Consider the following 25,502-nt stretch of genomic DNA (forward strand, 5'->3'; position numbering starts at 1 on the left):
GGGTTCCTTTCTTTAGCTGCGGTTATCAAAGATCCGCTTGGTTTTTCCTTCAAACCGCGGCAATTGGCCATAGGCACAAATTTGTGCATCACAGCTGACCATGATCTTTGAGTGAACAGTTTTCTTTATTTTGTTCCTGATATCATCCGTATTTGCCAAATCAAATCCCTGAACGGCTTCAGCCCTGATGGTCATGTAATCCTTGCCGTCATCCTTTCTTTCAAGATGAAGCTGGTACTCACTGCCCACCTCGGGAATGGACGACAATACCTCATCAATCTGGCCGGGATAGATATTCACCCCTTTTAAAATGATCATGTCATCGGAGCGTCCCATGATTTTATCATGCATGAAAAGGATGTTTCCACAAGAGCAGGGGGCACTAATCTTTCGGGTAAGATCCCTTGTCCGGTAGCGCACGAGGGGAGCCGCTTCTTTACACAGGCTTGTGACCACCATTTCACCGACTTCGCCGTCTTGAACAGGTTCCAGGGTATCCGGGTCTAAAATTTCAAGAATAAACTTGTCTGCCCAATAGTGAATCCCTTCATGTTTTGGGCAGTCAAGGCCGGTCCCAGGGCCGTAAAGCTCTGTCATACCAGTGATGTCAAACATATCTTCAAGCCCAAGAAGATCTTTGATCTTCGCATGCATGGCCGCACTGCACCGCTCTGATCCTAAAATGATTTTCTTTAAATTGATCTTGTCTTTCAGTCCCCTTTTATGGACCTCTTCGGCCATGAGAAGCGCCATGGATGCGGTACAGCAAAAGACAGTGGCCTGCAGATCCTCAAGGAACTGGCATTGCATGTCAATATTGCCGGGGCCTATGGGAATGGCCATGGCACCGAACCGTTCACATCCCATCTGAAATCCCATGCCGGCGGTCCAGACACCATAGCCAACGGCAATCTGTACCCTGTCCAGTTGCGTCAGGCCGGCCAATTCATAGCACCGGGCAAACATGTCAAACCAGTCATCCAGATCTTTTTGGGTATAGGCAAGGACTTTCCGTTTTCCCGTGGTGCCCGAGGAGGCATGAATGCGGACCACCTGTTCTTCCGGTACGGACAAAAGGGGCAATGGATAGCCGTCCTTTAGATCCCTTCCCGTGGTAAAGGGAAGCTTTGACAGATCATCGAGACTCTTGATGTCATCCGGGGTCACGCCGGCGGATTCAAATTGTTTTTTGTAAAAGGCGGATCCATTATAGGTATGGGCAACAGTCCACTTCAGTCCGTCCAATTGATGGTCAAAAATTTGCCCTGGATCATTAAACTGGGGCATAAAGGTTTTTTTCATTTTCTGCTCCACTAAGTGCTCAATTGTTATTCTTACGACATTGTCGGGTCGCAGTAAGATCGAGTGTTAAGGTGTCTGGCTCAATAATCACACCATAATCCACTTTCGCTCGTTCAATACTTACATAGCCATATTGTACATCTTTTTCCACGGCTTCTGGGTCCCGTTCAAAGGGGTCGCCGTACCCACCGCCACCGGCGCTGACAAAGGAAACGGTATCACCCGGCTCACAGAAGGTCAGACCGCTGGGGTCTGCATTCTCACCGTTTTTCAAGAATTTGGCCAATGATCCGTCTTTCCCTCCAAAGATGCCCTCAGGCGGATAAATATAGCGCCCTGCCTGCACGGCAATGGATGTCGTTCCCGGAGAATTATCCCCATCGTCGGGTGATCGGATGATCATCTGTCTGCCAATCCCCCCCCGCTGCTTACCAGGACCCCCTGAGTCTTGTATCAGGCTTCTTGATTCAACGATCATGGAGGTATCGCTTTCAAGAATTTCGACAGGCGTATTTGCGCCGTTGGCCGGGAAAATGGCACAGTGATGACCGTCAAGCCGGGAAGAGGCTCCCATGCCGCCGCCGCGGATAATCATGGTATGCCAGGGTTTGCCGTTGGCAAAAGTCCCATGGAAAATATTGGTCTGGGCAGGCGTTCCGCCCGATCCGGCAATAATATTATCCGGTGCGGCCTGGCCCAGTGCCTTGAACACCATCTCCGTCATGAAATGACCCACCACCATCCTGGCAGCCACAGCTGCAGGGAACTTACAATTGACAACAGAGCCGTGCGGTGCTGACATGGTGATCGGCCGAATCGCACCGTCATTAATGGGGACGCCAGGGTCAAAAGCAGACTTAACCGCCATGAACACATAGGCATAGGTAAAATTGTAAACAACATTAACCCCCCAAGCCACCTGTTTGGAGGTACCGTCAAAATCAACATGGATCTCGGATCCGTCCACGGTTACGGTGAGTTTGATGGGGATGTCCGATTTATCGCCCGCACCTTCGATAATCCCCTCGTGGGTATAGGTACCGTCTTTAATCCCTTCAATGGAAGCGCGCATGCTTTTCTCGGTCCGGTCAAAAATTTCGTCAGCAAGGTCATCTAAGGTATCAAGCCCTTCGTCTTCCATCATCTCTATGATTTTCTGGGAACAGACATGGTTGGCCGCGACCTGGGAACGGATATCCCCGTCAAATTCCTTGGGTGTCCTTACATTCCAGCGGATCATGTTCACAATATCCTGGTTGAGCTTGCCTGCATCATAGAGTTTGGTCAACGGGATATAAAGACCTTCGGCATAAACATCCCGGTTGTCCGAGGCAGTTCTGCCGCCGATGTCGGTGTGATGGAAAATACATGCCGTAAACGCCACAACCCTGCCTTTAAAAAAGATGGGACTCCAGACGCAGACATCATTTAAATGCCCGGCCAGGAGCCACGGATCGTTCACAATAAACACATCCCCGTCATGATAGTCTTCCAGGGGTATGGATTTGACAATTTTTTTCATGCCCAGGGCCATGGCACCGGCCATTCCCGGTGTGCAAAGCGTTCCCTGGACCAGTTCCTGTCCCCGGCTGTCGGTGAACATGCAGGTATAATCGTGGGCATCCCGTAACAGGCTTGAAAAGGCGGTCCTGATAACGGATGCATCAGATTCATCCACAATGGAGACCAGGCGTTTCCAAAGGATTTCCAATGTAATCGGGTCGAATTCTCTTTTTAAATTTTTCATCGTTTATCCTCCCCGTCAACGATATTAATCCAGATGAAACCGAAGTCATCCACCCTTGCAGTGGTATCCTCACCGATGACAATGGTGGATTCCCGTTCCTCGATAATGGCCGGCCCGTTGAACTGGGCATTGGGGAAAAGTTTTGCCCGGTCATAAACGGTAAAGGGGAGATAGTCCTTTTTAATGACGGAAAATGCCGGCCGCTGCCCTTTGATACACGCTTGAATATCCCTGTTCTCTGTGGACAGCTTTGAAATGGTAAATGGTTTTTTCGGCAGGCTTGCCCGCACTTTAAAGGTGACAAATTCCACGGGAGATTCAGCACTGCTCCTGCCGTACAGCCTTTTATATTCATCATCAAACATGGTTCTGATGTCATCTTTTGAAAACTGCTGAAACTCTTTTTGTTCAATGCCCAGGTCGATCTCGGCACCCTGGCCGACAAACCGCATCAACAGCGTTCGTTCAAAAATAACATCATCACCGGTCTGGGCGCCTTCCAGAATTTTAGCCGCCTCATTTTCAAGCTGGCTGAAAAGGTCTTCAATCTCATTAAAATCGGCTTCTTCCAGTACTTTCCGGTGACTTCTTGACATATCAAACGCCACGGGAGCGGTAAAGAAACCCAGGGCCGATCCAACACCGGCAAGGGGCGGTACAAGGATGGATCCGGCACCGATTTTCTTGGCAAGCCCGTAAGTGTGGACGGGTCCTGCTCCGCCAAAAGCGGTGACAGTAACGATATTTGGGTTACCGCCCTTTTCTGCAATATGGGTTTTTGCCGCTGCCGCCATGGTTTCGTTGATCAAATCGTGAATACCAAAGGCCGCCTCCACCATGGTGGTTCCCAGGGGCCCGGCAATCTTCTCCTGTATGGCTTTTTTGGACAATTCTATATCCAGCCGCATGGTGCCGCCCAGAAAGAAGTCGGGATCCAGATATCCCAGGACCAAGTCGGCATCGGTAACGGTTGGGTTCTCACCGCCCTGGCAATAGGCCGCAGGTCCGGGATCCGCACCAGAGCTTTCAGGGCCTACCTGGAGCAGTCCCATCCGGTTAATATGGGCAATGGAACCGCCGCCGGCCCCGATTTCCATCAAATCAACAACCGGCACCTGTATGGGCAGCCCGCTGCCTTTTTGAAACCGCTGGACCCGGCCGACCTCAAAGGTGGACACCAGTCCTGCGTGGCCGTCCTGGATCAGGCAGGATTTGGCGGTGGTCCCACCCATGTCAAAGCAGAACATATCTTTAATATTGAACATTTTCCCGTAATACTGGGATGCAATCACGGCTGCCGTAGGTCCGGATTCAATGATCCTCACCGGAAAATCCTTTGCGGTTTCCACCGAGGTGATCCCGCCCGAAGAAAGCATGATAAACAGTTTGCCGCCAAAACCGATGGTTCCCAGTCTGTTCACCAGTTTATTCAAATACCAGTAGGTGATGGGTTTGACATAGGCATTCACCGATGTGGTGCAGGTCCGTTCATATTCCTTTATTTCCGGAAGCACCTCAAACGAACTGGAAAGAAACAACTCCGGCACTTCCCGTTCAATGATCTCTTTTATCTTTCGTTCATTGACCGGGTTTTCATAGGAGTTGATAAGGCAAACGGCAATGGATTCCACGCCGTCTTTTTTAATTTTTTCAACCAGGGCCAACACCTCTGGTTCATCCACATCTTTGAGTATCCGGCCGTCAAAGGTCATCCGCTCGTCAATTTCATACCTGTCTGACCGGGGTACGATGGGTTCGGGGTATTCGCTGAAAATATCATAGGCATCATACCGTTTTTCCCTGCCCAGTTCTAAAACATCTCTGAATCCCCTGGTCGTTATCAATGCTGTTCTGGCACCTTTTCTTTCAATGATGGCATTGATGACCAGGGTGGTGCCGTGGATAATCTCCTCGACATTGTCCAAAAATCCGGGAAGGACTTGTGTCAGTTCCCGAATGCCCTGTTCAATGGCATTCGATGGATCCGAAGGGGTGGTCAGGCATTTGTTCGTATGAAATTCTCCTGTTGTATTATTTACAAGGACAAAATCTGTAAACGTGCCGCCGATATCGCATCCCAGTCGATAGGTTTCCTGTTCCAATTTTTATCTCCTTAGTAAAAATCCGGTTCGTTCCATTCACCAAATACATCCCTGAAAACACCGGCCATTTCTCCCACCGTGGCATAGGCATGGCAGCAGTTTACCAGGTGCGGCATGACGTTATCACTGCCCCTGGCTGCCGTCTCAAGATCTTTAAGGCTTTTTGTTACCGCTTTGTTGTCTCTGGTCCTGCGAAGTTCTTTTAAGTTGGCCTTGGATTTTTCAGCCCATTCCTGATTGTATTCATGCAGTTCAACCGCTGTTTTTTCCGTTTCCTGGTCTGGTGAATCTCCTGATTCCGAGGTCGGGACAACGCCTACTTTTCTGTATTCTCCGGACTGGAGGCCTTTTTCATATTCATAGGCCTGTCTGGAGACTTTTCTTTGAATAAACCCTTCAGAGATACTCTTGGTCATGCCGCCCCATTTTTGGACTTCTTTCATCTCCTCAACGATTTTTTCTTCCATCTCAAGGGTGAGGGTTTCAATAAAATAGGAACCTGCCAGGGGATCTACGGTGTCTCGTAATCCCACTTCATCCATGAGCATTTCAAGGGTCCGCAAAGAGAGCAGCGCCGATCTTGGGGTGGGGATGGTATAGGCTTCGTCAAAAGAACACAACGCGGTTGTCTGTGCACCGGACAAGGCCGCACCCAGTGCGTAATAGGCCCCCCGCATGATATTGTTTTCCGGCTGTTCCTTGGTGAGACCGGAGCCGCCGCCACCAAACAACCCTCTTAAGAAAAGGGTTTTCTTGTTGGTGACACCATATTCAGTTTTCAGCATTTTTGCCCAGAGTTTTCTGGCAGCCCTGAATTTGGCAATCTGTTCCCAGAGATTTCCATATACATTGAAATTAAAGGAAAACCGTCCAACAAAATCTTCCGGTTTGATGCCCCTTGCTGTGACATTGTCAATATAGGCTTTGGCAATCTCAAAGGCATAGGCGATTTCCTGGGCCGGTGTGGCACCGGATTCACGGATATGGTACCCACAGATACTGACCGGGTTGGATTTGGGTAGTTCCTTCACTGCATATTCAATAGAGTCTCCAACCAGCCTTACCCCATGTTCCACCGGGAATATCCATGCACCGCGGCCGATCATTTCCTTTAGGATATCGTTCTGGGGTGTTGTGGAAATCTGGTCTTTGGAATATCCGAATTTTTCTGCTGCTGCCTGGTACATGGCCATCATGATGGTGGCCACCGCATTGATGGTTAATCCGGACCCAATTTTGTCCAGGGGAATACCGGCAAAAGCGGTTTCAAAATCTTTTAATGAGTCAATGGCCATGCCAACACGGCCGACTTCCCCTTCCGCCAGGGGATGATCCGAGTCATAGCCCATCTGTGTGGGCAGGTCAAAGGCCACATTCAATCCGTTCTGGCCATTGGCAATCATCAATTTAAACCGTTCATTTGTCTCTTCCGGGGTGCCGAATCCCGTGTATTGCCTTGTGGTCCAGGCCCGACTGCGATAGCTTTGAGGATGAATACTCCTGGTAAAGGGGTATTCTCCAGGGGCTCCTAAATCTTGTTCATACGTGAAACCCGCTTTTTTAAGGTCTTCAGGACCGTAGACCGGTTTTACCCTTATTCCGGACTGGTAGGTCACCTCTTTTATTGCGCCTCTTTCATCCTTGGTATATTTTGCAACACCCATTGTTTACCTCTCTTAAGTTTTCGGAAATGATCCGGATTATTCAAACAGGTTGTTCATGCCGGTAATAATGTCCTCAAAAGAGGTTCCGCCGGGAAACACAGCTGCCACCCCCATTTCTTTGAGTCCAGGAATATCCTGGTAGGGAATAACGCCTCCCACGGTCAGGCGGATATCATCAAGCCCCTGTTTTTTCATCATGGTGATGAGTCGTTTACAAATGGGCAGATGTGCCCCGGACATAATGCTTAACCCGATGATATCCACGGCTTCCTGGGTGGCTGTCTGCACGATTTGTTCAAGGGTCTGGTGGAGACCTGAATAAATCACTTCCATGCCTGCATCCCTTAAGGCCAGGGCCACAATTTTGGCGCCCTTGTCATGTCCGTCAAGACCGGGTTTTGCAATCAATACCCGAATTTTGTGTGTTGTTTCCATCAGTCATTTTCCTTTTAATTATTTTAAAATAATCATTGTATTGACCACATGTTCTGCCGCACTGATCGGATCCATCTCATGGGTCTGTATTTTTTTTAAAACGGCGTCATATTTTGGAGAGGCTTCCATGAATGAGCGAATTTTTTCCAGGGTCAGATCATTTAGCAAGGATTTGAAATAGAGGGTTTCCTGGGTTCTTTTCGTTTGATCGGTCAGGCTGTTTTTTTTCAAGAAATCAAAATGGGACAAAAACGTGTCAGCCAGTTCATCAACACCGGTTCCGTCCAGGGCCTTGGTCTTGAGTACCAAAGGCGTCCACTTTGGGGATGGATTTGACAGTTGTGTTCCCCTGTTGCGCATCCCGATCATCATGGTCAGTGCATGCACAGACGCGTCAGCACCCGGCCGGTCACATTTGTTGACAATAAAGACATCCCCTGTTTCAAGAATACCGGCCTTGACGGCCTGGATGCCGTCTCCTGTTCCGGGGATGCTGACGATCCCGGTTGAATGGGCAAGGCTTGCAATGTCAAACTCTCCTTGCCCGGCACCCACGGTTTCAATCAGGATGATGTCATACCCCATGGCATCCAGGACAATGGCTGTATCTTTTGTGGCCCGGGAAAGACCCCCCGTCTGTCCCCTTGATGCCATGGACCGGATAAAAACGGCTTCATCTGTTGCATGGCGCTGCATGCGCAGCCGGTCTCCTAAAATCGCTCCCCCGGAAAAAGGACTTGACGGGTCCACGGCAATGACCGCGATCCGTTTATCCCGTTTACGAAATTCCAGGATCAAGGCATCCATCAGGGTGGATTTGCCCACGCCGGGTGATCCGGTAATGCCGATGATAAAGGCGTTACCGGAATGGGGATACAGCTGTTTGAGCAGCGGAAAGGCTTTGGGACTTCCCTCTTCAATCAGTCGGATCATCCGTGCACCGGCTCTCTGGTTTCCCAGCAGTATGTCCTTTATTTCAGGCACTTTTTTTGTTGCCTTCCTCTTTTTCCAATTTGTTCAAAACAGCAGCCTTTCCTTTGATAATGTGCTGCCTTACGAGGTGTTCAACCGTTTTGCCATCCCGGTTTTTAATGGCCTCAAGCATTCTGATATGGTCGTCGTTGCTCTGCTCTGCATATCCTTCCTGTTTAAGAATAATCTGCCGGAACCTGGAGATCTGGGCCCGAAGCTGGTTGATCATTTTGATCAGCCGTGGGCTTTTGCTCAAACTGTAGAGAAGATCATGAAATTCCGTATTGATTCGCTGAAGGTTGGCAGTGTCCTTTTCTCCCAGGCAGTTCTGGTATTCCATCATCTTTTTTTCCAATGGAATCAGATCCTTTTCCTGGTGGTTTTCAGCAGCAAGTTTTGCTGCATATGCCTCAAGCACACTCCGGATACCAAAGGTCTGCTCAATTTCATTTTTTGTGAGTGTCACTACCTGAAATCCGCCGGAAGGAATTTTTTCAATCCAGTCCTCTCTTTCCAGCTTGTGCAGGGCTTCCCGCAACGGTGTCCTGCTGATCCCCAGCATATCGGCAAGCTTGCTTTCCACAAGCCTTGCACCCGGCTCAATGGTCTGGTCAATGATGGCATTTTTCAAATAGTCAAATACGTTCTGACCTAATGATTTTCTTTCCTTAAATTTGTTGTCCAGCTTCATTGGACTATAGTTCCCATGCAATTATGCTTTCTGTTAAACAATTCCTTTTTCCTTAAACTCAGCAAGCGTTGCCGCATCATATCCCAGGAGGTCACCATAGATTTCCTGGTTTTGTTCGCCAAAACGGGGGGGAAAGGACAATTTCTGATCATGTTCTTCAAGAAAGGGCGTCATGTTGGGTGGCGGCGCAAGGGTCACCTTTGTGCCTGTTTTGGGATCTGTTGACGTGAGAATCCGTCTTGCGATTAAGGGATCTTCCAGTACTTCATTGATTTTCTTGATTTTTGAAATGGGTACGGTAATCGCCGTGAAGAGCTCAATGAGTTCTTCCGAGGTGTGCTGTTCCGTAATGGCCGTAATGGCGGTGTTCAGGTTGTCGACATCTGCAATTCTTCCCTTGTTTTTCTTGTATTCTTCCTTTGCAAGGGATTTGAACATGTCCTGGGAAACCATGGATTCCCACTGACGGTCATTGCCCACGGCCAGATAAACAAATCCGTTGCTGGTTTTATAAACCGATACCGGGCTGAAAAATTCATGGGTGTTTCCCCGGCGGGAAACGGTTGCACCAAAGCTTTTTGTAAGGGAAATGGGGGTGGTCATCCAGGAGACTGTAGATTCAAACATGGAAAGGTCAATGCGGGTACCTTCGCCTGTGACAGATCGTTTGAAAAGGGCTTTCATCAACAGCCCGTATCCGTGTTCACTGGTTCCCATGTCCGGCAGCGGAATCCCCAGAACCTGGGGATCTCCATCGGCTTCTCCCGTGAGTTCCATTAACCCGGATCTTGCCTGGAGGATGGGATCATAGGCGCCTTCATTGGAGTCCGGTCCAAATCCGGTGAGACCCAGCCAGATGATATCGGGTTTAATTTCTTTCATTATGTCATAGGCCATGCCCAGCTTGGTGTAATTCTTGGGCAATTGGTTGGTGATGAAAATATCAACATCCAGCTTTTGGACCAGTTCTTTAAATATCTCCTGGCCCTTGGGGTCGGCCATATTCAAAGTTAATGCTTTTTTCCCGGAGTTGATGCACAGAAAATAGGCGTTCATCCGTTCTTCATCCAGAACGTTTTCTCCGATAAACCGGTTTGGATCTCCATATATCGGATGTTCAAGGCGGATGACATTCATCCCGTCCTGGGCCAGCCTGTAAGTGAGATAGGGGGCAACGGTTGCCTGTTCAAGTGATAGTACCGTAAGGTTTTTAAAAATTTTCATAAAGGCCTCCATGGGCAATGGCTAAAGGTTGTCCTGCGGTGAATTATAGTACACTGTATACTGTATACAATTGGCTGTCAAGATGTTTTTTTTGTTGCTTATGTCTCATGAAATTCGTAACACGCACAGAAAAAATGCCAATAGTCTATTTTGGATTTCAGGCACAAAAAAAACCGGGGCTGACACCTTTAAAAGATACCTTCCCCGATTTTTTTAAGCCAATGGTTTGATGAAATTTTATTGCAACCGGTTGAACCTTATCTGCCCACGATGGTTCGTCCGATGATCATTTTTTCGATTTCTTTTGCCCCTTCATAGATTTCAAGGACTTTTGCAGATCGGTAGAAGCGCTCGATATCATAATCATCAAAATATCCGTATCCGCCGTGGAGCTGAAGGGCCTCATCAACCACTTCAACCGCGATGCGGGACGCATACAGTTTTGCCATGGCTGTCACATGCGTATCGGGTGTCCCGTTGTCAAGCAGCCAGGCAGCCTTGTACATGAGGGTTCTGGCCAGTTCAATTTTTACCGCCATATCCGCGATTTTGAACTGGACACCTTGGAAACTGCCAATGGGTTTTCCAAATTGTTTCCGGTCTCTGACGTGTTTCACTGCCATATCCAGTGCTCCCTGGGCCAGTCCAACACCATGGGCACTGACATAGGCCCGGCTCCTGTCAAAAAAAGCCATAAGCTGGTGAAATCCGTTTCCCCGGGTTCCAATCAGGTTTTCTTCGGGTACACGGACATTGTTCAGATAGATGGCCGCCGTATCTGAACAGCGCAGCCCCATTTTTCCGTGCATGGATTCGGCCGTGTATCCTTGCCGGTCTGTCTCAACAATAATGATGCTGTGCCGTTTGGACCTGGATTTTGCCTCGGGATCCGTCAGGCAGTAAATGAGCATGAAGGTTCCCCGGGTTCCGTTCCCAATCATGACTTTTGATCCGTTAATCACCCATTCATTGCCGTCTTTCACGGCTGTCGTCGATGCTGCCAGCGTATCGGACCCCGCGTCCGGTTCTGTGATGGCAAATCCCATCACCGCGTCTCCTGTAAAAATGGGGTCAAGATATTTTTTACCCTGTTCTTCGGTACCGAAAAGGATAAATTCTTCCGCACCAAACGTTAAAGAGCAAAGCTGCTGGCTGATACCGGGATCCACTTTCCAGAGCTCTTCTAAAACAATGGCCTGCTCAAGATATCCCAGACCCGGACCGCCGAATTTTTCAGGAATGAAAAGCCCGATAAGATCCAGTTCCCTGGCTTTTTTCACAATGTCTGCCGGATAGGTTTCATTCAGATCAAATTCCCGTCCCACGGCTGCCAATTCCCCCCGGGCAAATTCTTTTGCTGCTTTTTGAATATATTTTTGTTCTTTTGTCAGTAAAAAATCCATTTGTTTATCTCCTATATTTCAAATTTTATGACTATTGAGTTCAAATGATTGATGCATATTTTATTTTCCGGTTACAACGGGATGTTTCCATGTCGCCGGAACGGCTCTGGCCGTCGCTTATTTTTCAACATTTGAAGTCCCTTGATGATCTGGGTTCGGGTTTCAGACGGTTCAATAACCTTGTCAACCAGCATATTGGAGGCGGAATGAAACGGATTTGAATACTTGAAATCATATTCTTCGATTTTCTGCTGTTTGAAGGCTTCCGGGTCTTCTGCCGCCTGGATCTCCTTGCGATATATGATATTGATGGCTGCCGCAGTATCCAGTACGACCAGCTGGGCAATGGGCCAGGCCAGCATCAGGTCCACCCCCATTCCTTCGCAGCACATGGCCATGACAGCCCCGCCGTATTCTTTTCTCAAGGCCAGGGTAATCTTGGGTACCGTGGCTTCTGCATAGGCATACAGCATTTTTGCACCATGCCGGATGATACCGGCATGTTCCTGGTCAACCCCGGGAAAATATCCGGGTACATCCACAAAATTCACCAGGGGGATGTTAAAACAATCACAGAACCGGATAAACCGACCGGCTTTGTCTGCGGAATGATAATCCAGGCATCCGGCCATAATGGTCGGCTGATTGCCGACGATGCCGACGGTGTTGCCGTCAAGTCGGGCTAGGCCCGTTATAATGTTGGGTGAAAACTCAGGCAGGACCTCTAAAAAATCTTGATTGTCCACCACCTCGGAGATGACCTGGTGCATGTCATAGCCCCTTCTAAAGTTTGCCGGTACGATCTCGGTGAGGATGTCATTTTTTCTGTCCGGCGCATCGTTGCAGGGACTGGAAGGGGGGGGTTCATCATGATTGGATGGCAGAAAGCTTAACAGGTGACGGATAAGGGCGATGCTTTCCTGGTCGGTTTTTGTTACAAAATGGGCCTGCCCTGTGACCCGGCTGTGAATATCGGCACCGCCCAGCTCCTCCAGGGTCACGGTTTCACCGGTCACATCCGCGATGACTTTGGGGCCGGTGATGACCATCTGGCTCTGTTTTTCCACCATGATGATAAAATCCGTCAACGCCGGTGAATATACGGACACACCGGCACAGGGTCCCATGATGCACGAAATCTGGGGTATGACTCCGGATGCAGCGGTATTCCTCAAGAACATGCCGGCCACTCCCCTGGAGGCAAAAAAGCCTTCATGAAGCCGCCCTCCGCCGGAATCATTCAGGCCGATCAAGGGGGCTTTTACTTTCAGGGCCTCATCCATGATCCTGCAGATTTTCTGGCCATGGATTGTTCCGACTGATCCGCCCAGCACTGTCGCATCCTGGGCATATGCAAAGACGGTCCGTTCGTCAATGGACCCATACCCAATAACCACACCATCTCCGGGGACTTTTCTTTTTTCCATGCCGAAATCCATGCACTGGCTTTCGGCCAGGTCATTCAACTCTACAAAACTGCCCGGGTCAAACAACAGGTTCAATCGTTCCCTTGCGGTCAATCTGCCTTTGGAACGATGGCGATCCATTGCTTTCTCACCACCTCCCATAAAGGCTCTCTGTTGAAGGCTCTTTAATCTTTCAAGTTCTTTCTGGTGTGTTTTTTCGGTCATGGGAGACATCCTTGATTTTAAGTTATATGGACGTTAAAAAAAAGCCATGAAATGCGGGTTTCATGACGGATTATAGCCATTGTATACTGTATACAATGGATCAGTGTCAAGCCTATAATTGAAAAAAAATCTATTGGGTCAGAAGGGATACTGCAACAGCCATCCGGCGGGTGACACCGATCATGAGGTGAAAAAAAACAGGGGTGTGCGGGTCAATACCCTGTGGGTTAGTGATGATATCAACCCAGGGGGGTGTTTCTCATAAATGCTGTGGCAACAGCCACAAAAAAAAATCAGATACCTTAGTTTTGGGAACAAAACAGGCAGCACTTTTTCAGGCAGATTTTTTTTCATGACTGTTGCCCTGATGGCACTAATTTCCCATGGCCATTTGTTTGCCGGTCTCGTAACAGGCATCAAAAATTTTTAAATTGGTGCGATTAAAAGGTCCGGGACTCATTTTATCCACCGTCATCCGCAGATCTGCCGCACTCAGGGGGCCGACGTCAAAGGCGGCATAAAACGCCACCATGGCCAGGTTGGTTGACTTGGAAGACCCCATCGCCATGGCTGTTTTGGCCGCTTCCATGGCCCAGGTCTTGATGTTTTGTCCTTCAAGATAAGCCGCGGTCCGTTCATCCGGAAACTGGTTTGAAGGGGCATTGGCAAATAATTTTCCGCCTTTTTTCAGGTAGGGCAGATACCGATACGCCTCGGACTCATCCATGGACAAAAGAAAGTCGGCAGCGCCTGCCCGGATCAAGCTGGATCGGGCATCCCCGATCCTTAAGTGCGATACGACAGACCCGCCCCGTTGTGCCATGCCATGGGTTTCCGCACCCAGGATATTATACCCTTTGTCTAAAGCAGCGGTGGCCAGCACTTTTGTCATAAAAAGAATTCCCTGCCCACCAAGGCCGGTTAATACATAATTGATCGTCTTCATATTATTTTTCTCCGTAAAAGGGTTAGGCTTTTTCAATGGCATGTTGCGGGCAGATCTGTATACAGACACCACACTCGGCACAAAGCAGTTCGTTGATTTCCGTCTTTCCATTTTCTTTGTCCTGAATCAGGGCAGGGCACTCAAACCGCGTGTGGCAGAATCCGCAGTCATTGCACTCGTCTGAAACACGCACCTTTATCTGTTCAGGAATGGCCTGATCCTTGAATGCAATCACACAGGGATGGCGGGAGATGATCACGGCAATACCGCCGTCCGGATCATTTACATGGTCTGCTGCATCCTTTACGGTCTGAATCATGGTTTTCGTATCATAGGGGTCAACCACTTTTAAATAGTTAATCCCGCATCCTTTGACAATGGTTTCAAGGGAAATGGCATTGCCTTTTCTGCCGTCCACCCGGTCTCCCTGGGTAATGGATGGCTGCATGCCGGTCATGGCGGTAACATGATTGTCCAGGATCACCAGGATAAATCGTGAGTCATTGTAAACCGCATTGATGAGGCCTGTGGTGCCGGAATGAAAAAAAGTGGAGTCGCCTATGGTGGCCACAATGGGTTTTTTTACATCATCCTGGATATAGGCGTTCCAGAACCCGGATGCCATGGTAATCCCGGCCCCCATGTCAAGGACGGTGTCCACAACGCCTAAATTGCTGCCAAGGGTGTAACACCCGATGTCGGACGGGTAAATGGCCTTTGGCAGGGCTTTTCTGATGGAATAAAAAGAGGCCCTGTGGGGACATCCGGGACACAGGGTCGGCTTTCTTATGGGAAGATCAAGACCGCCCACAAGCGTGAAGGCTTCTGTGCCGCAGTCATGGTCTGATAATGGCGGCAGTCCGCAGTCTGAAAGGGCTTTGTTCAACACCCCTTCTATTTTTTCCGGCACCAGTTCACCTTCCATGGGCACATGATGGGTGAGTCTTCCCAGGGTTTTGTGTTTATCCCTTAACATATATTCAATCAGTGTGTCGGTTTCTTCAATGACCAATACCTTGTCACAGGCATCCATGAATTCATCAGCCAGTCGTTCCGGGAAAGGGTAGGGTGCACCCAGTTTCAGGACCGGGATGTCTTTCCTGTCATACTCTTCAAACATGTCTTGAACCACGCATGAGGGAACGCCACCGGTGACAACACCAAACGGATAGGACGTTCCTTTTTCAAGGGTATGCATATTAAACGGCGTCAAGGTATTGAATCGTTCACTGATCCTTTCATGTTTTTCATTCAAGGCCTTGTGTTGAATAAGCCTGAACTTTGGTGTGGATGCCCAGCGACTTGGCTCCCGTTTAAAATCAGCCTTGGTCAAATTACTTTCAAGGGCACCGTACGTGATATTCTGCCGGGCATGGCAGACCCGGATGGCGGGTCTCACCATCACTGGCACCTGGAATTCTTCGGAAAGATCAAAGGCGACTTTGATCATTTCCCTTGCCTCTTCAGGGCTTCCCGGATCAAGTACCGGCACTTTGCCCAGGCGTGCCATGAGCCGGGAGTCTTGTTCCGTTTGGGAGGAGTGGGGCCCCGGGTCATCACAGGAGATAATCACAAGACCGCCGATGTTGCCGATATAGGCTGCAGACATAAACGAGTCGGCCGCAACATTCAGGCCCACCATTTTCATGCAGCAGGCAGCCCGTTTGCCGGATATGGCAGCTGCAAACGCATTGTCAAAGGCCACTTTTTCATTAACGGACCATTCAATGCTGGTGTTCAGGTTAGCCGCTTTGGAAAACCGGACAACTTCGGGAAGGATTTCGCTGGAGGGGGTCCCGGGGTAGGAGGTCATGATCTGGCAGCCGGCCTCTAAAATTCCAAGAGCAATGGCGCCGTTTCCAAGTAAAAATTCTTCTTTCATTGTAAAATCCTTAAAATTTGATTCATGCAAATTTTTAAATTATCCGCCGTTGTTAAACACGTGTCAACCCGTGTCACAATGGGGGGTAAATTACAGTCCGTCGTGAACTAAGGTCTGGGGTCAGACCGCATTCAGGGGGGGCCAGTGGTAGAGAAAAGGGGAGGCGGTTGCCTGTTTAGGAGATAAAACATTGTCAATCCTGCAAGGGTCCATAAACGTCTCCATTTTTATAATAGATACGATTGTTTACAATACTGACTCGTATACCTTACAGAATTGTTGAAAGTCAAGCACTGTTTTTTGGGAAGAATCTTTACAGCAATAGCGTTACCATTTAAAATTGGTTTTATTGCCCAGACCTTTACACGGCATTTAAATATTGTTATTTAGTCTGCTGATAATGGTCACGTTTGGGGCTGCAGACCCGTTAAACATGAAACCTGTGCAAAATGTCTTATGGAGTTGTGATGCATGAAAACGAATCCCATGAAACCCAACCGATCAAATCTTTCCGTTCCCGGGCATGTAAAAAAAATGCATGGAAAAGCAATCGACTGCGCTGCAGATGTTGTCATGCTGGACCTTGAAGATAGTGTGCCACCGGATAAAAAAGTCACGGCACGCGAATTGGTCGTTCAGTCGCTTCGGCATATGAACTGGAAAGAAAAAACCGTAACGGTTCGCGTCAATTCCCTGGATACGCCATTTGCGTATCGGGATATTCTTGACATCGCTGAAAAGGCAGGAGATATAATCAATGCCATTGTCCTTCCAAAAATACATCATCCGGGTGATGTTCATTTTGTCAGCCGCCTTTTGGACGGGATAGAAATGGCCAAAAGATTTAAGCGTGAGATACAAATCGAAGCCTCCATTGAAACCGCCCGGGGGATGGCGGCTGTTTCACAGATTGCCCAGGCAAGTCGCCGCCTTAAAACCCTTGTGTTTGGTGTTGCAGACTATTCCAATTCCATTGGTGCCGGATTGATGTCGATTTCAGGTCATGGCGAAAACGAAGCCAACCTTTATCCGGGCCACCGGTGGCACTATTCAATGAGTAAAATGGTCATGGCTGCAAAAGCCAATAACCTTTTGGCCATTGATGCACCCTACGGTTACTTTAAAGATCGTGAAGGCCTTTGCCATTCTGCTTCACTGGCCCGGGCACTGGGGTTTAATGGCAAGTGGGTGATACACCCCGATCAAATTGATGTCGTAAACCAGGTTTTTTCGCCTTCCCCGGAAGATATCAAAAGGGCAAAAACCATTCTTGATGCCTGTGAAGCTGCCGAACATAACGGAAAAGGCGCCATTGGCATTGAGGGTAGAATGGTTGATCAGGCCACTTTGCGGCTTGCAAAAACATTATGGGCTCAGGCCGCTTATCTGGGTCTTGTATAACAATGGTTTTAATTCAGCGATTGTTTTATAATCCGTGATATCGCATTGAATAGGTGTTATGGAAATATGGTTTTGGGATAAAGCGGTGACATCGGTGTCCGGTTCTCCATCCCCTTGATTTGGGGTGCTGTACCAGTAATACGGCCTGTTTTTGGGGTCCACCCGTTTTTCAAATTGCCGGGAAAGATTTTTAGAGGCTTGCCTTGTAATTTTGATGCCGCGCATATCCGTCAGCAACAGATCCGGCGCATTGATATTTAAAAATGTGCCAAAAGGAAGTCCGTCATCGTGCAGCGTGTTCACAAGGGTTGCAATAAAGCCGGATACGCCTTTAAAATCTACAACTTTCCCCTGCTTTATGGAAACAGCCATGCTGAACACCCCATTTAATGCCCCTTCTCTGGCAGCGGCAACCGTACCTGAATAGTTGATATCTATGCCGAGGTTGCACCCTGAATTAATCCCTGAAATAACCAGGTCCGGCGGTGTGGAGAAAAGTTCAAACAACCCCAGCTTGACACAGTCTGAAGGCGTTCCCGTTACGATATACCCGGTGTCGTCCCCCTTCAGGGGGATGGGATTCATCCGCAGGGGTTTATGAAGGGTGAGACTATGACTCACGGCACTTCTCTCTCTCTCCGGTGCGATCAGAACAATTTCGTGATCAAAGCGAAGGGTTTCATACAATACCTGAATTCCGGGCGCATTGTAGCCATCGTCATTTGTAAGGAGAATTTTCATTATTTTTCTATATAATTTTAAACCTCAATGCGGAAAAGACCGATTCCACAACAGAAGCGGTCTTTAAAAATTCCGATTCCATCTATGTTTCAGTGACAAGACGATGCAATTTTATTTTAAATGGTATCTGATTAAAATGGATGAATTATTCAAGTTTAAATGACACTTTTAATTTGGTACGATATCCAACAATTCGGTTATCCTCCAAACGCATATCCATCATAACCACCTCAGCCACACGAATATCTCGAACCGATTTGTCAACAGCGGCAACAGCAGCCTTGGCAGCATCTTCCCAAGACTTTTCAGAAAACCCTACGACTTCAATTATTTTGTAAACACTTTTTTCCATGACAATCTCCTTTCAAAAGTTAAAATGACCTTAAAATGAGTTTGGTACAATCCTAAGAAGTGTGTGAGTAATATTGCACCTGTTATCTTGATGATACAGATAACCAAACACTTTGCAAAGTTATTTTTAAAAAAAACCAGAATAATATTTTTTTTGAAATGCCTGGATGGGTTTTTTAAACCGTATCGTCTGGTTTTATCGTCTGTTTACAAGATATATGCCTGTTCCCACCAGAACAAGTGCACAAACGAGTGACAGGGTTATCTGTTCGTTTAAAAAGATGGCCCCGGCAATTACCCCGAAAAAAGGGGTTAAAAACGTGAAAGATGCCAGCTTTGACACGGCGTAATTGCTGATCAACCAGAACCAGACAATATAGGTAATAAAAGCGATCCAGACAATTTGGTAAAAAAGGCTTCCGATAACCAGCGGCGACAGGTTCGTGATGCCGGGTTCTCCCAATGCCAGGGAAGCGGCAGGAAGCACCATTGCAGAAACACCAATCTGGTATAAAAGGGTTTTGCTCGGTGCAATAAAGGCAAGGGGACCGGTTTTTATGACCACGGTGGTTGCCCCCCAGAAGACCGCAGCACCCATCAACATGACATCTCCCAGGAGTGTCTCCCGGGTGGGAAGGTTTAAGGATTCATTGAATGCGACAATAATACCGATAAAAGCCAGGCAAAGACCGGACAACTGGACTTTACTGAGGGTTCCTCCGGGAATGAAAAGTTGGGAACCCAGGGCCACAACAAATGGCGATGTGTTCAGGAAAATGACGGCCCGGGAGGCATTGGTGAAATTAAGCCCCCAATAGATCAGAATAAATTCCGCTGAAAAGAGAAGGCCCACAGTGATGCCCCACCAAAGGGTCTTGTCTTTTGACAGGACGGGGATGTGGCGCAGGGTCATCCACACCAGCACCAGCAATGTGGCGCCCATGGACCGGATGCCCGCCTGGAGTATGGGAGAGATGTCCTGAAGGATCACCTTGATGGCCACTTGATTAAAGCCCCAACTGGCACAAAGAAGGACAAGCAGCGTGATCCCTTTAAAATCTAAAGCCGCATTATTGGGTTTCATAGGGTATTCATTCCTTTCAAATTACCAAAAGACAATTCATTCAACAGCAGGATCATGAACCATCGTATCCTTCTAACTTTTTCCATACTTTTTCAAAAGTGTGCTGTAGGGGGTGAACAATGCCTCATAATCTACACGGCCTTTTTTCAACAGGACGGAAAGGTATTCCGCCTCGCTGGTATTGACCACGAGATTTGCACTAAAGGTTAATGCCTCCAGATCAAAGAGCGTCTGAAATTCCGGCCCCATAAGAATATAGTAAATCGACCGTCGTTTTGACATGTTCAGCTGCATCATAAACCGATGAAAATCCTGGGCGTTTAATGGTGATGTTTCGTATTTGCTGTGATAAACCACTACGGCAAAATCCCGGAATCTCATGCTGTTAATGGCTTCGTCCACTGTGTCAGGAAAATAGAGCTGATATGTTTGTTCTTCAAGGGCGTTGGTAATGGTCTGTTTTATAGGGCCTTCCGGCATCAGAACCATGGCAGTGGGAATCGTATTTATAACCTGGTCCTCTTTTAATTTTCCATTGGCGAGCCATCCGATATCCTGGGGGTTGGGGGGCGTGACAGGGACCCGGGGGGAGGGGGAGGGTAAAATTGGTGCCCCAGAGGCTGATTCCTTTACAGAGACGGGGAATCCGTCTGATTGGATCTCTATGGGCTTCTTGCATTTTGGACAGGCAAATTTCAGGGTCCTGTCAGGGGGCAATCTGTTAATGGCGGTGGTCAATTTCTGTCGATGGGCATCTGAAAAGCGCAGGGCCTGATGGCAATGGGGGCATTCTGAAATCATGTGGTTTTCCTTTTAATCATCCAAAACATAAGGGGTTAATCATTCAACTTTCGGACTTTAGCTTTAATCGACGGGGTCAGGCTTTTTTTATGGTGCTTTTTATCACTATCTCATAAATAGTATGGGTAAAAGTGCCATAAAGAAAGCCTGACCCCATGTGAAAATGGCCAACTCCGAAAGTTGAGTTAATCGTGTTCACCTGACAGGTTGTCATCGTTTTCTTCCAGGGTTTCATTGTCCCGCCAGTCAATGGTCAGGCCTTCAATGGCCGACGTTTTTTCTCCTTTTTCCCGTTTTAATATGTCCATTTCCTGGGACATCACATTTTTATGGGAACAATAGGCAAATGCGGTTTCTTCTGAGATCAGACCCTCTTGGAACAGATCCAGGATATGCTGGTCAAAGGCCTGCATGCCGAATGCCCGGGAGTTGGTGATAATATCGTTAATGGTCTTGCCTTCAGACTCCCCGTTCAGGATAATATCATTGATTCTCAGGTTCATCCCCAGGATTTCCAGGGCCGCAATCCTTCCACCACCGATTTTGGGCAGCAGGCGTTGGCAGACGATGTATCGAATGGTATCCGCCAGTCTGTGGCGGATCTGGGGTTGTTCCTCCTGGTCAAACATGCCCAGAATCCGATTGATGGTCTGCCCGGCATCAACGGTATGCAGGGTGGAAACTACCAGGTGGCCGGTTTCAGCAGCAGACAGACCGATTTCCATGGTCTCCCGGTCCCGCATTTCTCCCACCAGGATGACCTTGGGTGCCTGGCGCAGGGCAGCCCTCAGTCCCGTGGGAAAGGCATCAAAATCATTTCCCAGTTCCCGCTGGTTAAAGGTTGCTTTTTTATGGGGGTGGACAAATTCCACCGGGTCTTCAAGGGTCACCACATGGATGGATTTTTCTTCGTTGATCTGGTTGAGCAGCGCAGCCAGTGTGGTGGATTTCCCCGAACCGGTTGCTCCGGTTACCAGGATCAGCCCGTTTTTTTCCTGGCCCATTTTATGAAAAATAGGGGGAAGCCCCAGCTTTTCAATGCTGGGGATGATGGTTTCCAGCTTTCTTAAGATGGTTGTCAAATGGTTTTTTTGTTTAAAAATATTGACCCGGAACCTGGCCTTGTTGCCCAGCCAATAGGACAGATCGCAGGACCCCGTGGTAACGAGATCTTTAAGGAGTCTGGGATCCCCCCCAATAAGGTTTAGGGCAAAGACCTCTGCCTGGAACGGGGTTAGCTCGGTGACTTCCGGGACCACGGGAACCGGGGTCAGTTGTCCGGATGATTCTACCTGCAGACTCTTTCCCACGGTGATATTCAGGTCGGATACATTGCTGAAGGTTTCCAGCATGCAGGTGATCCAATAATCAATTTCAGGTTGTTTCATTTTTCTTTCCTTGGTAAAGAATTAAACTCACCCCTAGCGGCACGATTAATGCGGCCCTGAAATTTTTCACGGTTATCGTCTCCCGCTTCTAATGAAACCATAACCCGCGCCAATGAATCCGCCGACAAGGTGGCTGAATTGGGATATCCGGTCTATCTTCAGGGTTGATACCACTTCATTGCCAATGAACAGCACTGCAATGATGATAAAGGTCAAGGGGATCTCCTTTGATCGGATATTTGAAAATGAGCTGAGCAGAATCAGCATGAAAGCAATACCACTTCCCCCTAACAGGGATGTTGAAAATATAAAGGCATTCAAGAGTGCTGTGACAATGGCGGTGATGAATATCATTTCCAACAGTTTGCCTGAACCGTGTTTTTCTTCCAGCAGGGGGCCCACCAGAAGGATAATCATAAAATTTCCCATCAAGTGACCCCAACCCTCATGACCGGCAATATGGGACACCAATCGCAGATAAAAATAGGGGTTTGAAAAGGATAAATGAGAAGGGGAAGAAAAATATGCAGCTAAAACCTGGTTAGAACAAAAGAACAGAACGCCTAAGGACAGGATGGAATAGGTTAAAATGACCGGGGCATTGTATTTGATTTTCATGGGGTGTTTCTCTTTTTTGCATTGAAAAAATTACGCTTCAAGGTTTTTTAAAACAGGGTTATCGCTTCTCAAAATTGTGCAGGTTTCAGAGTCATGGTCAAAAACAATTACGGCTTTTCCTGTTTTGAGTTGCGCCATCACCTGGGTGATTTTGGTTTCCAGGGGGACCTCAGTTTCTCCATAATCTGTCCCATCCCTTGTCACAAATTCTTCAATAACGCCATGAAGTGCCACTGGGTTTAATTGATCATGGGGAATTTTAACGGCCTTCATTCTTTAAAATTCCTGTTTTCCAACGCCAGAATTTTTTTTTCAGCTGACAGCTTTTTAATTTGATATTCCAGTTTAAACGCCTCCTTTTTTGTCAAATCCTTTCTCACGGCTACAACATCCACCGGAAGTCTTGATCTTGTGTATTTTGATGCGGTGCCCGCGTTATGTTTTGACACCCGGTTCTCAAGATTATTTGTGACACCGCAGTACAGGGAGCGGTCAGAACATTTTAATAAATACACCTGCCAGTTGTTCAAATTTTATCCTTTTGATTCCCCTATTGAAACTGCCTGTTGTTTTAGTGTATTTACTGTCATTGCATGGACCTTGTCAAGGATTAGGATAAAATGAAGCAACCGGCAGTCAACCAGACAGGTGTTATCACGGAGGTTCTCAAAGGAATCGTGGATCGGGTGACCTTTCATAACCCGGATAACGGATGGTCTATTCTTCGGGTATTGCCCTTTAATAATCCCCATGGTCAGGAAACAGTCATTGTCCATCAAACACAGGTATTTGCCGGTGCCACAATGGAATTTGAAGGGTCATGGACGGTTCACCCCAAATATGGGCGCCAGTTTCAGGCCAGCCTTGCCAGGGAAAAAAAGCCGGCAACAATCGCTGCATTGGAAAAATATCTGGGTTCAGGATTGATTAAAGGAGTGGGGCCCAAGACGGCTAAAAAAATTGTCAGGTATTTTGATCATCAAACCCTTGCTGTTTTTGAAGAATCCATTGAAAGACTTATCGAAATTCCCGGCATTGCCCAAAAAAAACTGGATATGATAAGCCGGGCCTGGACAGAGCACAAGGCCATTCGGGAAGTGATGATGTTTCTGCAGTCGCATGGTATCAGTACCTTGTTTGCGGTTCGGATTTATAAAGTGTACAAAGAGGATGCCATAAAAATTGTGACCAAAGATCCCTACCGGTTGGCAAATGACTTTTATGGCATTGGTTTTTTTTCTGCTGACAAGGTGGCGTTAAGTATCGGGCTTGAACCTGACAGTCGCCAGCGGATCATGGCCGGTATCCGGCATGTTTTAGCGGCCAGCAGGAATTTTGGACACTGCTATCTGACAGCCGCCCAGATTGATGAGCAGGTTAAAACTGTCTTACAATTAGATTTGTCTCATAAACTGGTTGAGCTGCTGCAATATATGGAACGAGAAAAGCTTTTGATGCGTCGGGAACTCGTGGGGGAAAAGGGGACAACTGAGCACTGTTATTATTCAAAATCTTTATATTTTGATGAAGGCTATGTCGCAAAAAGAATCGTTAATATGGGACCCCCTCCACGGGTTGATATGGTGAGGGTCGATCAGTGGATGGCCATGTACTGCAAAGCAAATACCCTTTCTTTAAGCACTGAACAGGCAGACGCGGCCAAGGGCATTGTCTGTGAAAAATTTTCAATTCTTACGGGGGGGCCGGGGTGTGGTAAAACAACCATTACCCGTGTCATTGTTAAATTAATCCAGGCAATGGGGTTAACGGTTCTTCTGGCAGCACCCACCGGCAGAGCGGCTCAACGGATGACGGATGTGATTGGACAGGAATCCAAAACAATTCATCGGGTGCTGGGATGGCAGAACGGCAAATTTAAAAAAAATGAGGAAGCGCCTCTAAAAACAGATTTTCTCGTTGTTGATGAATGCTCAATGCTGGATATCAACCTCACCGCATCACTGCTCAAGGCGGTTCCTGAAACGGCCCAGGTGTTGTTCATTGGCGATCCTGACCAGTTGCCGTCGGTGGGTGCGGGCAATGTGCTCAAAGATATCATTGCATCCGGGCGGGTGCCGTGTTTTAAACTGACCCAGATATTTCGACAGGCCCAGGCCTCCCTTATTATTAAATATGCCCACCAGATCAATAAAGGGGACATGCCCTGGATTCAATCCCCGTTTAAAAGCCCTGACATATGGCAGGATAAGATCGATTGTTTGTTCCTTGATTCAGATGAGGCCACCCAGGAGCAGATACAGTTTATTGCACGGGTGAAACGATTTTATGCGCTAACGTCTTCTGAATTGGAAAACACGGTATTTGAGGCATCTGATGACGGTGATTTTTTTGAATTCCGGATCCAGGAACCCGTTATCCCCTATGAAACGGAAATCAGCATCCCAAAAAAATTTGAGCATGTGAATCTGAAAAAAGTGTCTGAAGCCCAAACCAGGATTGAAGAGTTGCTTTTGGTTGTGAAAAAGGTTCATCCCTGGTCAACGCTCCATTATGGACTCGCTGCATTCGATGTTATCAGAAAGCTTTACCAGGAATGGATCCCCAAATATTATGGCCAGTGTGAAATACAGATCCTTTCTCCGATGACCCGGGGAAGCCTTGGGACGGTCAGTTTAAATAAACTCATCCAGGAAACCGCAAATCCCTATGCCCAGGGCAAGCGCCAATTGAAGGTCGGAGAAAGAATTTTCAGGGTGGGGGACCGGGTGATTCACCGGCGAAACAATTATGACCTGGGTGTCTTTAATGGGGATATTGGTGTTATCAGAGATATTGATACGATGGCGTTAACCTGCACGGTTGTTTTTTATCCGGATAACCGGCGGGTTCATTACAAGCAAACCGATATTATGGAACTGGATCTGGCGTATGCCATCACCATCCATAAATCCCAGGGCAGTGAATTTGAAATTGTTATTATCCCGGTGCTTACCCAGCATTATAAAATGCTGTTTCGGAATTTGATCTATACCGGGATAACCCGGGCAAAAAAACTGGTCGTGTTTGTCGGTACCCGAAAGGCCCTTTCCATGGCAGTTAAAAACCATGATATCAGCAAACGGCAAACCGCTTTGCAGGTTTTACTGATGTCCTGAATT

General features: G+C 47.8%; 22 protein-coding genes. 2 read left to right on the forward strand and 20 right to left on the reverse strand.

Going from position 1 to position 25,502, the window contains the following annotated elements:
* Positions 1 to 12 precede the first annotated feature (12 nt).
* From Q1Q15_RS19845 to Q1Q15_RS19900, 12 genes are all read right to left on the reverse strand, one after another.
* The gene (locus Q1Q15_RS19845) at positions 13 to 1,302 is read right to left on the reverse strand and encodes a phenylacetate--CoA ligase (protein ID WP_300463936.1); all 1,290 of its coding nucleotides are present in this window, start codon (positions 1,300 to 1,302) and stop codon (positions 13 to 15) included.
* A 19-nt stretch (positions 1,303 to 1,321) separates the two neighbouring features.
* On the reverse strand, positions 1,322 to 3,049 hold the full coding sequence (locus tag Q1Q15_RS19850; protein ID WP_300463937.1) for a hydantoinase B/oxoprolinase family protein: 1,728 nt from the start codon (positions 3,047 to 3,049) through the stop codon (positions 1,322 to 1,324).
* On the reverse strand, positions 3,046 to 5,151 hold the full coding sequence (locus Q1Q15_RS19855) for a hydantoinase/oxoprolinase family protein (RefSeq protein WP_300463939.1): 2,106 nt from the start codon (positions 5,149 to 5,151) through the stop codon (positions 3,046 to 3,048). The genes Q1Q15_RS19850 and Q1Q15_RS19855 overlap by 4 nt, the downstream gene beginning before the upstream one ends.
* Before the next feature lie 11 nt (positions 5,152 to 5,162).
* The gene (locus Q1Q15_RS19860) at positions 5,163 to 6,815 is read right to left on the reverse strand and encodes a methylmalonyl-CoA mutase family protein (protein WP_300463941.1); all 1,653 of its coding nucleotides are present in this window, start codon (positions 6,813 to 6,815) and stop codon (positions 5,163 to 5,165) included.
* A gap of 36 nt (positions 6,816 to 6,851) precedes the next feature.
* The gene (locus Q1Q15_RS19865) at positions 6,852 to 7,250 is read right to left on the reverse strand and encodes a cobalamin B12-binding domain-containing protein (protein WP_300463943.1); all 399 of its coding nucleotides are present in this window, start codon (positions 7,248 to 7,250) and stop codon (positions 6,852 to 6,854) included.
* An 18-nt stretch (positions 7,251 to 7,268) separates the two neighbouring features.
* On the reverse strand, positions 7,269 to 8,234 hold the full coding sequence (gene meaB / locus Q1Q15_RS19870; RefSeq protein WP_300463944.1) for a methylmalonyl Co-A mutase-associated GTPase MeaB: 966 nt from the start codon (positions 8,232 to 8,234) through the stop codon (positions 7,269 to 7,271).
* On the reverse strand, positions 8,227 to 8,913 hold the full coding sequence (locus Q1Q15_RS19875; RefSeq protein ID WP_300463946.1) for a GntR family transcriptional regulator: 687 nt from the start codon (positions 8,911 to 8,913) through the stop codon (positions 8,227 to 8,229). Before Q1Q15_RS19875 ends, meaB begins: the two co-directional genes overlap by 8 nt.
* 33 nt (positions 8,914 to 8,946) lie before the next feature.
* Positions 8,947 to 10,137, reverse strand: a complete 1,191-nt coding sequence (locus Q1Q15_RS19880) for a CoA transferase (RefSeq protein ID WP_300463948.1) — start codon at positions 10,135 to 10,137, stop codon at positions 8,947 to 8,949.
* A gap of 257 nt (positions 10,138 to 10,394) precedes the next feature.
* Entirely contained in the window at positions 10,395 to 11,540 is a 1,146-nt protein-coding gene (locus Q1Q15_RS19885) for an acyl-CoA dehydrogenase family protein (RefSeq protein ID WP_300463950.1), read from the reverse strand.
* A gap of 71 nt (positions 11,541 to 11,611) precedes the next feature.
* Positions 11,612 to 13,171: an acyl-CoA carboxylase subunit beta gene (locus tag Q1Q15_RS19890; protein ID WP_300463952.1), complete on the reverse strand. Its 1,560-nt coding sequence runs from the start codon at positions 13,169 to 13,171 to the stop codon at positions 11,612 to 11,614.
* A gap of 373 nt (positions 13,172 to 13,544) precedes the next feature.
* Positions 13,545 to 14,117, reverse strand: a complete 573-nt coding sequence (locus Q1Q15_RS19895; protein WP_300463954.1) for an indolepyruvate oxidoreductase subunit beta — start codon at positions 14,115 to 14,117, stop codon at positions 13,545 to 13,547.
* A gap of 22 nt (positions 14,118 to 14,139) precedes the next feature.
* Complete coding sequence (locus Q1Q15_RS19900; protein ID WP_300463955.1) at positions 14,140 to 15,999, reverse strand: thiamine pyrophosphate-dependent enzyme; 1,860 nt, start codon at positions 15,997 to 15,999, stop codon at positions 14,140 to 14,142.
* Between the two features lie 471 nt (positions 16,000 to 16,470).
* On the opposite strand from Q1Q15_RS19900, the gene Q1Q15_RS19905 reads away from it, so the two are divergent.
* On the forward strand, positions 16,471 to 17,400 hold the full coding sequence (locus Q1Q15_RS19905; RefSeq protein WP_300463957.1) for a CoA ester lyase: 930 nt from the start codon (positions 16,471 to 16,473) through the stop codon (positions 17,398 to 17,400).
* On the opposite strand, the gene surE is transcribed toward Q1Q15_RS19905, so the two are convergent.
* The 8 genes from surE to Q1Q15_RS19945 all read right to left on the reverse strand — a co-directional run bounded on the left by surE (position 17,365) and on the right by Q1Q15_RS19945 (position 22,913).
* A complete protein-coding gene (gene surE, locus Q1Q15_RS19910; RefSeq protein WP_300463959.1) occupies positions 17,365 to 18,141 on the reverse strand; it encodes a 5'/3'-nucleotidase SurE in 777 nt (258 codons plus the stop codon). The genes Q1Q15_RS19905 and surE overlap by 36 nt on opposite strands.
* Positions 18,142 to 18,286: 145 nt before the next feature.
* Positions 18,287 to 18,493, reverse strand: coding sequence for a dodecin family protein (locus Q1Q15_RS19915; protein ID WP_300463961.1), 207 nt, complete (start codon positions 18,491 to 18,493; stop codon positions 18,287 to 18,289).
* A 195-nt stretch (positions 18,494 to 18,688) separates the two neighbouring features.
* Entirely contained in the window at positions 18,689 to 19,576 is an 888-nt protein-coding gene (locus Q1Q15_RS19920) for a DMT family transporter (RefSeq protein ID WP_300463963.1), read from the reverse strand.
* A 72-nt stretch (positions 19,577 to 19,648) separates the two neighbouring features.
* A complete protein-coding gene (locus Q1Q15_RS19925; protein WP_300463965.1) occupies positions 19,649 to 20,377 on the reverse strand; it encodes a hypothetical protein in 729 nt (242 codons plus the stop codon).
* A 185-nt stretch (positions 20,378 to 20,562) separates the two neighbouring features.
* A complete protein-coding gene (locus Q1Q15_RS19930) occupies positions 20,563 to 21,765 on the reverse strand; it encodes a PilT/PilU family type 4a pilus ATPase (protein ID WP_300463967.1) in 1,203 nt (400 codons plus the stop codon).
* A gap of 72 nt (positions 21,766 to 21,837) precedes the next feature.
* Positions 21,838 to 22,383 carry a rhomboid family intramembrane serine protease gene (locus Q1Q15_RS19935; protein WP_300463969.1) on the reverse strand — a complete coding sequence of 182 codons (546 nt, stop codon included), beginning with the start codon at positions 22,381 to 22,383 and terminating at the stop codon, positions 21,838 to 21,840.
* Between the two features lie 30 nt (positions 22,384 to 22,413).
* The gene (locus Q1Q15_RS19940; RefSeq protein WP_300463971.1) at positions 22,414 to 22,656 is read right to left on the reverse strand and encodes a YheU family protein; all 243 of its coding nucleotides are present in this window, start codon (positions 22,654 to 22,656) and stop codon (positions 22,414 to 22,416) included.
* Positions 22,653 to 22,913: a GIY-YIG nuclease family protein gene (locus Q1Q15_RS19945; RefSeq protein ID WP_300463973.1), complete on the reverse strand. Its 261-nt coding sequence runs from the start codon at positions 22,911 to 22,913 to the stop codon at positions 22,653 to 22,655. The genes Q1Q15_RS19940 and Q1Q15_RS19945 overlap by 4 nt, the downstream gene beginning before the upstream one ends.
* 90 nt (positions 22,914 to 23,003) lie before the next feature.
* Between Q1Q15_RS19945 and Q1Q15_RS19950 the strand changes: the two genes are divergently transcribed.
* On the forward strand, positions 23,004 to 25,499 hold the full coding sequence (locus Q1Q15_RS19950; RefSeq protein WP_300463975.1) for an AAA family ATPase: 2,496 nt from the start codon (positions 23,004 to 23,006) through the stop codon (positions 25,497 to 25,499).
* Positions 25,500 to 25,502: the final 3 nt, after the last annotated feature.

Source organism: Desulfobacula sp. (genome assembly GCF_030145145.1).
Classification (GTDB): domain Bacteria; phylum Desulfobacterota; class Desulfobacteria; order Desulfobacterales; family Desulfobacteraceae; genus Desulfobacula.